The sequence below is a fragment of the Aliamphritea spongicola genome (assembly GCF_017051665.1).
In the GTDB taxonomy this organism is placed as follows: Bacteria; Pseudomonadota; Gammaproteobacteria; order Pseudomonadales; family Balneatricaceae; genus Amphritea; species Amphritea spongicola.
In genome coordinates, this window is sequence record NZ_JAFIDL010000001.1 from 721897 (window position 1) to 732335 (window position 10439).

A 10439-nucleotide genomic window follows, 5' to 3' on the forward strand; every position below is an offset into this window, starting at 1 on the left:
CATGCGCAAAACCATACTGATCACCGGCTCTACCGACGGCATCGGCCTGTTAACGGCTGAAAAACTTCTGGCAGCGGGGCACAGTGTCATACTGCACGGCCGCAGCCAGGCCAAACTTGAGCAGGCACAGGAACGTCTGGCCACAAACAGCACAGGGAGCCTGAGTGGTTACCTTGCAGACCTTTCTGATATGGCACAGGTCAGGGCTCTGGCGGCAAAAATACAGCAGGACCACCCACAGCTGGATGTGCTGATCAACAATGCCGGCATTTACAAAACCTCGGTGACCCGCACCAAAGATGGCATGGATATCCGTTTTGCGGTCAATACAGTGGCCCCTTATCTCCTTACAAAGGAACTGCTGCCGCTGCTGGGCAGCAACGGCCGGGTAGTAAACCTGTCATCTGCGGCCCAGGCACCGGTAGAACTCAGCGCACTGACAGGGGAAACACACCTGGCGGACGGGCCGGCGTACGCCCAGAGCAAACTGGCACTCACCATGTGGTCACGTCAGCTAGGCCTTGAATACAAAACAACAGGGCCGATGATTGTTGCCGTTAATCCCGGCTCACTGTTGGCAAGCAAGATGGTGAAGGATGCGTTCAATATTTCCGGATCAGATTTAAGCATCGGTGCTGATATTCTGATCAGGGCAGCGCTTTCAGAAGAATTTGCCAGCGCATCGGGAGAATACTTCGACAACGACGCCCGCTGCTTCAGTAATCCCCACGCAGATGCCCTGAATACCGGCAAAGCCGGCGCCGTGACAGATACCATTGAAGCACTACTGGCCAAAAACGCCTGAAAAAACCGGTATTTTACCGCTAAGCCAGCAATTCCCTTTACCCCCGGAAAAACTCCGGGGCAGACTCTGAATAGTTAATCACTGCAGCCATCAGCACCGGCATGCATACTCCGGTGAGCACTAAAACCTGCTTTTATCTGACATGATAAGGCAGGTGCTATGGACAGAGATTAAACCTGAAGGGAATTACAATAATGGATTTAAAACGCCGTGCATTTCTCAGGCTGGCAGGTACAGGGATATGTACACTGCCACTGACAATATCCGGGCTGACGCAAGCCGGGCAGGCAGCAGCAAAAAAACAAGCTGTACAGCAAAGGCTCATCACTCTGGAACCGGAACAGGCTGAATGGTTCAGCCAGTCGCCGCCAACCGATCTGTGGGGAATGGGGCAGGACATACTGGAGCTGGAGCAGCATGTACCCGCAGAGATAACCGTCCGCAACCGGCTGCCGGATCCCAGTAGCGTCCACTGGCACGGTATGCGGGTCCCCAATAATATGGACGGTGCCAGCGGTCTGACCCAGCAGGCAATCGAGCCGGGCAGCTCACATACCTACCGTTTTACACCCCGGGATGCCGGTACCTACTGGGCCCACAGCCATCACAACACCTATGAACAACTGGCCCGCGGGCTTTATCTGCCACTGATCGTCGAAGAAAGCACCCCGTATCCGGTAGATCATGATCACTTACTGGTACTGGATGACTGGCGGGTTAACAGCACAGGTCAGCTTGATCTTGAATCCCTGGGAAGCATGCACGAATGGACCCATGGCGGCCGGATGGGAAATCTCCTGACGGTAAACCGGGAGATCACTCCCAGGCTGCAGGTAGAGGCAGGCTCAAGAACAAGACTGCGGATACTCAACGCAGCAAACTCAAGAATCATGACACTGGAACTGAACGGTCTGCAAAGCTGGATCATTGCCAAAGACGGCCAGCCACTGACAAAACCGCTAAAAACAAACGGCTCTCTGACAATCGCCCCAGCGGAACGTTACGACCTGATTGTTGATATTCCCGCGGACTGGCAGGGCGAGCAGCCCATCTATGAAACCAGCAGCAAAACCCAGCTGACTGGTGCTTTCTGGCAGGTCATTCCGGGTAATGAACGGTCTGCAGTACGGCAGGATCCACAATCTTTACCCGCCAACCCTGTGCCCGTTCTGCAGGGTAAACAGCCGGATCAACAGGCACAGTTGCTCATGACCGGCGGTGCCATGGGCGGCATGCGAAGTGCAGTTTACCGCAACACCCGCATGAGTGCTCAGAAGCTGTCAGTCAATAAACAGGCCTGGGCATTTAATGGCGTGGCGAATCTACCGGATACACCGTTGCTCAGCGCCCGGTCTGGCGAAACCGTTGAGATCGAAATCATTAATGACACCCGTTGGCCTCACGGTATGCATTTGCACGGCCATCATTTTCAGCAGCACGGATCAGACCGCTACGAAGCAGGGATATGGCATGACACAGTGCTGATGGAAAAGAACGAAAAGCTGACCATTCGCTTTCAGGCCGGCGAACCTGGCAAGTGGTTATTACACTGCCATATGATTGAGCATCAGGCCGCCGGAATGGCAACCTGGATAGAAGTAACAGCTTAACAAATCGATACAATAAAGCTCTGTATTTATATGATAAATATAGAGCTTTAACCGACAAAAACGCTGATGTCATTAAGGTATTACCGCCATCTGATGACCTTCGCCAGCCGGCAGAGTAAAGCTGTTAACCACCTCAAACGACTGCTGATCTACAACCCAGATTGTCGGCTCTGACCGGCTGGACACATACACCTTACCGGCACCTTTAACTGTATTCAGGTGATACGGTTTGGGTGCCAGGGGCACAGCAACTTTCTCATCTTTCTCAGGCGTATAGACAAACAGCTTGCCTGCTGTGGTACTGCTGATAAACAGGTGACGCCCATCATCACTGATGTCCAGCCCGTGCAAACTGTCACTGATCGGTATTTCTTTTCGCTGCTCCGGCTCCGCCAGAGGAATAATAGAAAGGGCGCCTTTACGGGCATTATTCACGTACAGTTTGGACTCATCACCGGACAGCACCATGTGCTCCGGAGAGCTGCCTGCCGGGAAGCTGCGAGTAACCCGCCATGTGACCGTATCAATCTCCTGAACAGTACCAGCACCGCTGTTACTGACATAGGCCTTGAAACCGTCCTTTGTAACCCGCACAAAATAAGGCCCGTTATCGGTTTCAATCAGTTTAACCTGAGCACCGGTTTGCACATCCACCACACTGACATGATTACGGACAGGGTGCGTTGACAGCACATAGCGGCCATCCGGTGTAATTGCCTGATGATGAGACCAGCCTGACACCGGTATCGTCTGCATGACATGTCCATGGGCCGGGTGCACCAGATACAGTTCGCTGTTCAGATCCTCACCGGCGGCGGTTTTTTCTTTGTCCTCAGCAATGCTGCCCGCCAACAGGAATTCACCATCGGGAGTGGCCACCAGCCCGTGGGGATTTTTAACCCCTGTGAAATGCTCGGTAACTGTATCCGTGGCGGCATCAACGGCAACAACGCCGTTACCGGAACCCAGCGGAATATAAACGGTAGGGGCTGAGAGCGCAGGTAATGTATACAAGCTACCCGCCATACAGGCCAAACTCAGTAATATGCGTCCTGAAAATATACTTTTCATAACAGATCCTTCTGTAAAAATGCTGATTAAAAATCTTTGTGCACCGGCGTGCTTTGTTTACCTGGCTGAACAGCTTCCTTACCGGATTCACCGGAAGTTTCCGGCTTCGAATGGCAGTCATGCCCCATGCCTTTCATCATGAACAGATGCATTAAGGGGCAGGCCAGAAACAGTAAGGCCGTCTCCAGGCGCGTATCGGTGAACAAAAACAGGTATGCGGCAATTGCGACACAGCCAGCCATCATCAGGTTATGGCCGTTTTTCCACCAGGGTGTGTGGTTCTCAGTTTTCATGGTGATTTCCTCTGTTAAAGGTGTGATTTTTCTTTTGGTTCAGTCAGAACAGGCTATGAAGGAATCAGCCAATAGGCGGCCGTAACAGAGGTTTGAAGGAAACAGCGAGAGTTTTGTCTGTATCAAATGGCCCGAAATTAGCGGAGCCTGATAACAGTAGATGACTGTGAGGCTGAATAATATTTGCCTGCGAAGGGCTGCAGGACGTGGCACATACCACAGAACAGATAAGATCATTACCTGGCTGCTGATCCGGGCAATGCTCAGCGATCTGAGCACTCAGTAATCCAGGCTCAGCGACATACAGGCATTCAGAAAGCTCCGTTACCTGCGCGCGGTGCGACTGGCTGGCAAACGGGCTCGTAAACGTAAGCTGGCTGGTGAACATCACCAGAAAAAGGGCACACAGAATAGTGGTAAGCAGGCATTGCCGGGGCATTATCTCGTTAACATCCATTGTCATCCGAATACCCTTAAACTGACCTGCAAGTACGCTGATAGTTCAGCGCCCGGCAGGCAAATGCGCAGCAACCGAACGGTTGCTGCAAGAAACGCTGCTAATACTCTGGCAAGCGGTAATGCTGTTCCTCTTCTTCCCATTTATTCCGAAAATACTGGCTGGCCGGCATTTCAACCTGGGGCAGGCTGTTCTGATCCATTATTTCCTCAGCACTGACCAGTTTATTCATTTCCAGAATATAAGCGGTGACAGCGTAGACCTCATCATCGCTCAGCTGTTTAACGTTATAAGGCGGCATAGCGCGGCGGATATAATCAAACACTGACGTCGCATACGGCCATGAATAGCCCATTGACCAGTCACTGCCATGTTTGGGTTCACCCACCAGTGACGGAACGTGATACTGGCGATTACCAGCCCCGTCCGCCCCATGACAATGCGCGCACTGGGTCTTATATATAACTGCTCCAGAAATTGCGTTACCGCTACCGGATGGCAGGCCTGTGCCGTCGGGAAACACCGTCGTGCTGATAGCGGCAACATCCTGATTACTCAGTTCCCGGCCCAGGTCAGGGGTCTCAGCCCCATGCGCCGCGACAGCAAACAGGAGCGACGAAAATACAACAGAAACGGTGAAATCAGAATGCATTGTTAACCCCTCCGTGCTGATCAATATGCCAGGTTTGAATGGCGTTATAGTGCTTTGGCGACCCCTGATAATAGCTTTTACGCCACTGAGCATGAGTTGGCTGCACATTGCCGTAATCATCCATTGCACGGCTCTGTAACTGAACCGCTTCGCCCGTCCATTTCCAGGGCAGTGAAAAGCGGGTCAGGGATTTAGTGTGCACCGGCCCGTCCAGCGTTGCCGATATCCAGTTTTTACCGCCATCCACTGAGACTTCAACAGCTTTAACCTTGCCAAAGCCGCTCCATGCCAGGCCTGCAATCTCGTAATAACCTTTATCCGGTAACTGCTGTCCGGCAGATGGATGAGTAATGACCGATTTAACTCCCATATACAAACTGAAGTTCTGCAACCGGCCGTCTCCCAGAGTATCGGAATATGAGCGGTTTTCGTTCTGGGTATAGGCAGGCCGGTCTGTCACTTCCAGGCGGCGCAACCATTTGACGCTGACATTGCCTTCCAGCCCCGGCATAAATAAACGCATAGGGTAGCCCTGTGAAGGCCGTAACCGTTCACCATTCTGGTACAGGGCAATAATGGCGTCATCCATGATCCGTTCGAGGGGAATGCTGCGGGCCATTGATCCGGCATCGCTGCCTTCAGCAATCACCCACTTAGCCCCGGGTTTTACACCGGCTTCTTCCAGCAAGCGGCGCAGGGAAACACCGTACCATTCAGAGCCGGACACCAGCCCGTACAGTTCCTGTAAGGTTTTTTGTTCGGCATTGGGAAAGACAGCCTGCGGCCAGGTGTTACCGCTGCACTCCAGAAACATATGGCCGCCAACCATCGGATACCGCAGCAAATCGCTGACAGAAAACTTCAGGGCTTTTTCGGTCATACCGTGGATATACAGGCTGTGGCTGTCCGGATCGATATCCGTTAAACCAGAGTGATGCACGCTGAAATGCAACCCAGAAGGGGTGATGGTGCCTTTTTGCTGATGTAATGGCGCATAAGTATAAGTCAGGGCAGACATACCATTCTGTGGTGTCACCAGACGTTTTACATTACTTTCATAAACGGAGGGATTACCGTATTCATCTGCATTACCGCCCGGTGTCAGCATGGATTCGGGCATTTTGACTGTCCCGGCAACCGCTGAGGAAACGGCAGCGGGTGCGGATATAGCCGTTAAAAACGTCGCGCCGGACCGTAAGAAACGGCGTCTGGGCAGCATTTCGGATTTAAGATCTTCATTGTTATTCATATATTTTTACCTTCGGTCATAGAGGGTATCTGAATGCGAACATTCACCCAGATAAGACGAAGCAGAAATAAAAAGACGATTTACAGCGCCAAACAGCCATCAGGACAGACAAGAAAAAGAGCAGGGAGAGTTTTGAAATTCAGAAAGCAGGGCCTGGAACAACCCTGCCAGGAGGATAACTGACTAGCAACAGCTTCGTGTTTTATCAGACTCTGTATCGGTGGGCTGCGGTTGTGCAGCCACCGGTGCTGTTAAAACATCTTTTAATCGCCGGAAGGCAGCTTCAATGTCCTCTTTAGGCACAGCAAAGTTCATACGGGCAAAGCCACTGGCTTCGCTGTCGAACCAGCTGCCGGGTGACGCGCCAAACCCGGCTTCACCCAGGGTTTTAACAAGGGCTTCACCGGACAGCCCCGTTGCAGAAAAATCCAGCCAAACCTGATATGTACCCTCTACCGGAAACATCTTTACTGCTGGCAACTCTGATTCCAGAAAGTGACTAATCCAGCGGATGTTCCCCTGCAGATACTCCAGTAGCCCATCTACCCAGCCATCCCCCTGATTAAAGGCCGCAATGGTCGCAAAGGTGGTGAAGGCATTGCCGTGATCCAGATACATTGAGGAGGACACCGCGCGCATACTCTCCAGAAGTTCTGAATGTTGGGTGTAGATGTAACCGTCAGAAATACTCTGCATACCGAAGGTTTTAGACGGCGAGCCGATCAGGGACACATGATTCGCCGGATCAACCGCCATCAGACTGGTAAAACGGTGCCCTGAATAAATAATATCCGCATGAATTTCATCACTGATAATCACAACACCGTGTTTGTTCGCGATATCCGTCAGTGTTTTCAGCTCATCTGCAGTCCAGACGCGACCGACCGGATTATGCGGATTACACAGAATCATTACCTTTACATCCAGCGCACTGAGCTTGACTTCAAGATCGGCAAAATCCATCGCATAGCGACCATCATCGACCTTAAGCGGACTGGTAACGATATTGCGGCCGGCTGAGCTGATCATTTTCGAAAACTGATGATAAGCAGGGGTCTGCATCAGCACACTGTCGCCTTCATCCGTCAGTTCACGGATCAGCAAAGCAGCCGCCGTTAATACTCCTGTGACCTGTACAAAATTGCCTGTATCCAGATCCAGATTATGGCGACGCTTAAACCAGCCACTGACCGCTGCAAACACACCGGCTGAATTGAACTCATACGCAAACTGCCCACGCTCAGCCAGGCGCCGGAGCTCGGCCTGCACGGGGGGCGCTACTTTAAAATCCATATCAGCCACCCAGAAAGGGGTGACATCCGTGGTACCGAATATTCCCTGCAACATGGATTCGCTGTTACGGATAAAACTGTTCTGACTGTTACGCGCCGGTTGTTCAAACCCCATATTATTCTCCTGATATCTGAACGGATGTGTAAACAAAGATTGCTCTGTAAGCCTGTTCTGTAAGACGAAGCAGAAAACGAAAGACGATCAGCCGGATACAAATGTCCGCATCACACAAAACAATTCATCTTTTGAATATCACTGCGTCTTATAAGCAAACATTCACAAAGAGGCCGGCCAAATGCCGGAGCAAAGCATGCAAAGAATTACTAAGGGTATACAGGTATTAACAGCATCTGCAGAAAAAACCGTGCAGGCAATAACAGTTCAGGAAGCAATAACACGCTTAAACGATGAGGATTATATTTTTATTGACGTACGTGAAGCACAGGAACGCAGCAAGCTGGGTGTCATCCCCGGAGCATTTACCTGCCCAAGAGGCATGCTGGAGTTTCTGATAGACCCGGAATGTCCGGCACATAACGCGATATTTAATCAGGACAAAACCTATGTGTTTTACTGCGCACACGGGCTGCGTTCACTGTTTGCCGCAGAACAGGCAAGAAAAATGGGCCTGCAGCCAGTCAGAAACCTGACCGGAGGCTTTGCAGAATGGCAACAGTATGAGGGAGCGGTTATTCAGGAAGAAACACACCCGGCCTGAGCCCCCTTTGAGCTGACCAGTGAGCAGGGCGCGGACTTATCAGGACGAACGCTGAAATCCAGGATCTGACCGCGCCGGTCCAGTGAAATCTCACAATACTCATGAAATAACCCGTATAACATCTTCCTGGCCTTTTGCACCCTGGATTTAAAGGTCGAATAACTGATTCCAAGACGCGCTGCATAAGCTTTCTGAGACTGTCTCTGAATATCAATTGAATAAATCAGATCCGCTATATCTTCAGGTAAGTCACGAAGCAATGGCTCAATACAGGGAGAGAAAACATGTTCCGGATCGGCAAATGGGTCTGCATACCAGAGATCATCCGGGTGAGGGCATTGCTGTACATGTTTCTTCCGGTAAAAGTCGATCACCAGATTGTGTGCAATACGGTACAGCCAGGCTCTGGCTTTATCTTCAGACTTTAACGTATCAATGTTCATGAACGCACGCAGGGCAACTTCCTGTAATAACTCCTCCACATCTTCCGGGCTGGAGATCTTAGTATGTAAAAAGGCTTTAATGCTTGCCTGATTACTGAACCAGAGCAATTCAATTGTCATACACTCACCATAAATTCGCAGGCTGAGACAGCACTACCGCCAGGATGACGGTAGCGCACTGAACAGTTACATAAACAGGTTAAACATCAGACCTGCCAGAATGGCCATACTGAGAATGACAAACAGGAAGGCGGCAATCATCTGGTTTTTGAAAATAGCCTTCAGCAAAATCACTTCGGTGAGGCTGGCACCGGCACTGCCGATAATCAGCGCCATCACAGACCCAAGCGCCATGCCTTTTTTAACCAGCGCAGCACTCAGAGGGATGACCGCTTCCGCACGGATATACAGAGGAATACCTATTACTGCTGCGACAGGAATCGCATACCAGGTAGCATCACCGGCGTACTTAGCAATCAGATCCGTTGGGATAAAGCCATAGATAAATGACCCAAGGCAGATACCCAGCAGCAGATAAGGCACGACCTGCTTAAAGTCTTTCCAGGTCGCTTTCCAGATACGCACCCAGCGACTTTCAACAGCCTGGGCTGGGGTGTCGGATGAACCGCAGCCAGTGCTGGTAGTCTCGCCACAACTGCTAGTGACAGTTTCACCGCAACCAGTGCTTGCAGCAGCACCGCAACCACTGGCAACCGGCTGCTGATACGCCTCTTCACGTACATAGCGCTCAAAGCCCAGCTTTTCCAGCACGAAACCTGCGGTTACAGATACCACCAGTGCAACGCTGAAATACATAACAGCAACCTGCAAACCGAAGGTGATTACAAACAGGCCGATGATGACCGGGTTTAGTAGCGGACTGGAAAACAGGAACACCATCATCGGCCCAAAGCCAGCCCGGGCACGCAGCAACCCCTTAAGAAAAGGAATGGTCGAGCAGGAACAGAAGGGGGTGATTGCCCCCAGTAAAGCAGCGATCACATAGCCTTTACCTTTGCGGGAACTGAGAATTGACTGGATTTTCTCCGGCGTAATGAACTCCTGCAGAACCCCCACCAGATAACTGATAGCCAGGAACAGCAGGGTTAACTCAACAGCCAGAAATGCAAACATACCGAGTGCATCTTCAAACATCTGAATGGTTTCAGGGGACATATATACTCCGTAATACGAGTTGTTTATCTATATTTCCAGAATTATAGAAATAAATAGCAGCGCGTCAATCGATATTTCTGGATTTATAGAAACATATAAATACTCATCAACCGATAACGGTTTAGCAAGAGAACCTACATATCAAAACAACCCATTGATTTTCATGTATAAAAGCCAACATGACTCTGGCTTTTGAAGATAAAAAGGATAACGTATCTATGCTTTTGCGTTTTAAAAATACTTCGATTAATATCGAAATAGTTTAACGAGGAAACAGAGATGCAGACACAACTTGCCGCAAAACGCCTGGCAGAGCTGGGCCACGAAACCCGCCTGGAAGTATTCCGGTATCTGGTTAAAGCCGGGCATCAGGGGGTACCTGTAGGGGAGTTGCAAACCAACCTTGGCATACCGGGATCCACCCTGTCGCATCATATCAGCCGGCTGGTATCTGTCGGTCTGGTAGAGCAGCGCAGAGAAGGGCGCACACTCTACTGTGTGCCTCAGTACGATAAGTTACTGGCGCTGGCCACCTTTCTGATTGATGAGTGCTGCAGTAAAGAAAGCGGGGAAAAGCCAGATAACGGATAAGAGAGGCTGTAGTAACCAGAACATACTCTGACTGTACTCAGGTACGCTCCCGGTTGATTTCATATTTTATTAAATAAAAAG

At 50.8% G+C, this 10439-nt stretch carries 12 protein-coding genes; 4 read left to right on the top strand and 8 right to left on the bottom strand.

All coding sequences use genetic code 11. The features are described from left to right. Position 1 precedes the first annotated feature (1 nt). Together JYB63_RS03320 and JYB63_RS03325 are read left to right on the top strand one after the other, a co-directional pair. Complete coding sequence (locus JYB63_RS03320) at positions 2–805, top strand: SDR family NAD(P)-dependent oxidoreductase (protein WP_205656383.1); 804 nt, start codon at positions 2–4, stop codon at positions 803–805. A gap of 194 nt (positions 806–999) precedes the next feature. After that, positions 1000–2415 carry a multicopper oxidase family protein gene (locus JYB63_RS03325; protein WP_205656384.1) on the top strand — a complete coding sequence of 472 codons (1416 nt, stop codon included), beginning with the start codon at positions 1000–1002 and terminating at the stop codon, positions 2413–2415. A 72-nt stretch (positions 2416–2487) separates the two neighbouring features. On the opposite strand, the gene JYB63_RS03330 is transcribed toward JYB63_RS03325, so the two are convergent. The 6 genes from JYB63_RS03330 to JYB63_RS03355 all read right to left on the bottom strand — a co-directional run bounded on the left by JYB63_RS03330 (position 2488) and on the right by JYB63_RS03355 (position 7544). Continuing rightward, positions 2488–3486 carry a YncE family protein gene (locus JYB63_RS03330; protein WP_205656385.1) on the bottom strand — a complete coding sequence of 333 codons (999 nt, stop codon included), beginning with the start codon at positions 3484–3486 and terminating at the stop codon, positions 2488–2490. Positions 3487–3512: 26 nt separating this feature from the next. After that, positions 3513–3779 carry a DUF2933 domain-containing protein gene (locus JYB63_RS03335; RefSeq protein WP_205656386.1) on the bottom strand — a complete coding sequence of 89 codons (267 nt, stop codon included), beginning with the start codon at positions 3777–3779 and terminating at the stop codon, positions 3513–3515. A 64-nt stretch (positions 3780–3843) separates the two neighbouring features. After that, positions 3844–4242, bottom strand: a complete 399-nt coding sequence (locus JYB63_RS03340) for a hypothetical protein (protein WP_205656387.1) — start codon at positions 4240–4242, stop codon at positions 3844–3846. A gap of 94 nt (positions 4243–4336) precedes the next feature. After that, entirely contained in the window at positions 4337–4888 is a 552-nt protein-coding gene (locus tag JYB63_RS03345) for a c-type cytochrome (RefSeq protein WP_205656388.1), read from the bottom strand. Then, complete coding sequence (gene soxC, locus JYB63_RS03350) at positions 4878–6137, bottom strand: sulfite dehydrogenase (RefSeq protein ID WP_205656389.1); 1260 nt, start codon at positions 6135–6137, stop codon at positions 4878–4880. The genes JYB63_RS03345 and soxC overlap by 11 nt, the downstream gene beginning before the upstream one ends. Before the next feature lie 183 nt (positions 6138–6320). Then, entirely contained in the window at positions 6321–7544 is a 1224-nt protein-coding gene (locus tag JYB63_RS03355) for a MalY/PatB family protein (RefSeq protein ID WP_205656390.1), read from the bottom strand. A 196-nt stretch (positions 7545–7740) separates the two neighbouring features. On the opposite strand from JYB63_RS03355, the gene JYB63_RS03360 reads away from it, so the two are divergent. Next, a complete protein-coding gene (locus JYB63_RS03360) occupies positions 7741–8148 on the top strand; it encodes a rhodanese-like domain-containing protein (RefSeq protein ID WP_205656391.1) in 408 nt (135 codons plus the stop codon). Here JYB63_RS03360 and JYB63_RS03365 read toward each other — a convergent pair. Together JYB63_RS03365 and JYB63_RS03370 are read right to left on the bottom strand one after the other, a co-directional pair. After that, on the bottom strand, positions 8124–8711 hold the full coding sequence (locus tag JYB63_RS03365) for a sigma-70 family RNA polymerase sigma factor (RefSeq protein ID WP_205656392.1): 588 nt from the start codon (positions 8709–8711) through the stop codon (positions 8124–8126). The two genes, JYB63_RS03360 and JYB63_RS03365, sit on opposite strands and share 25 nt — an antisense overlap. Positions 8712–8777: 66 nt before the next feature. Beyond that, the gene (locus tag JYB63_RS03370) at positions 8778–9767 is read right to left on the bottom strand and encodes a permease (RefSeq protein WP_243431793.1); all 990 of its coding nucleotides are present in this window, start codon (positions 9765–9767) and stop codon (positions 8778–8780) included. A gap of 279 nt (positions 9768–10046) precedes the next feature. Between JYB63_RS03370 and JYB63_RS03375 the strand changes: the two genes are divergently transcribed. Continuing rightward, on the top strand, positions 10047–10358 hold the full coding sequence (locus JYB63_RS03375; RefSeq protein ID WP_205656393.1) for an ArsR/SmtB family transcription factor: 312 nt from the start codon (positions 10047–10049) through the stop codon (positions 10356–10358). Positions 10359–10439 lie beyond the last annotated feature (81 nt).

Excerpts from the sequence above, each read along its gene's own strand:
- JYB63_RS03320 (WP_205656383.1), top strand. The coding sequence starts at position 2 with ATGCGCAAAACCATACTGATCACCGGCTCTACCGACGGCATCGGCCTG.
- JYB63_RS03325 (WP_205656384.1), top strand. The coding sequence starts at position 1,000 with ATGGATTTAAAACGCCGTGCATTTCTCAGGCTGGCAGGTACAGGGATA.
- JYB63_RS03330 (WP_205656385.1), bottom strand. The coding sequence starts at position 3,486 with ATGAAAAGTATATTTTCAGGACGCATATTACTGAGTTTGGCCTGTATG.
- JYB63_RS03335 (WP_205656386.1), bottom strand. The coding sequence starts at position 3,779 with ATGAAAACTGAGAACCACACACCCTGGTGGAAAAACGGCCATAACCTG.
- JYB63_RS03340 (WP_205656387.1), bottom strand. The coding sequence starts at position 4,242 with ATGACAATGGATGTTAACGAGATAATGCCCCGGCAATGCCTGCTTACC.
- JYB63_RS03345 (WP_205656388.1), bottom strand. The coding sequence starts at position 4,888 with ATGCATTCTGATTTCACCGTTTCTGTTGTATTTTCGTCGCTCCTGTTT.
- soxC (WP_205656389.1), bottom strand. The coding sequence starts at position 6,137 with ATGAATAACAATGAAGATCTTAAATCCGAAATGCTGCCCAGACGCCGT.
- JYB63_RS03355 (WP_205656390.1), bottom strand. The coding sequence starts at position 7,544 with ATGGGGTTTGAACAACCGGCGCGTAACAGTCAGAACAGTTTTATCCGT.
- JYB63_RS03360 (WP_205656391.1), top strand. The coding sequence starts at position 7,741 with ATGCAAAGAATTACTAAGGGTATACAGGTATTAACAGCATCTGCAGAA.
- JYB63_RS03365 (WP_205656392.1), bottom strand. The coding sequence starts at position 8,711 with ATGACAATTGAATTGCTCTGGTTCAGTAATCAGGCAAGCATTAAAGCC.
- JYB63_RS03370 (WP_243431793.1), bottom strand. The coding sequence starts at position 9,767 with ATGTCCCCTGAAACCATTCAGATGTTTGAAGATGCACTCGGTATGTTT.
- JYB63_RS03375 (WP_205656393.1), top strand. The coding sequence starts at position 10,047 with ATGCAGACACAACTTGCCGCAAAACGCCTGGCAGAGCTGGGCCACGAA.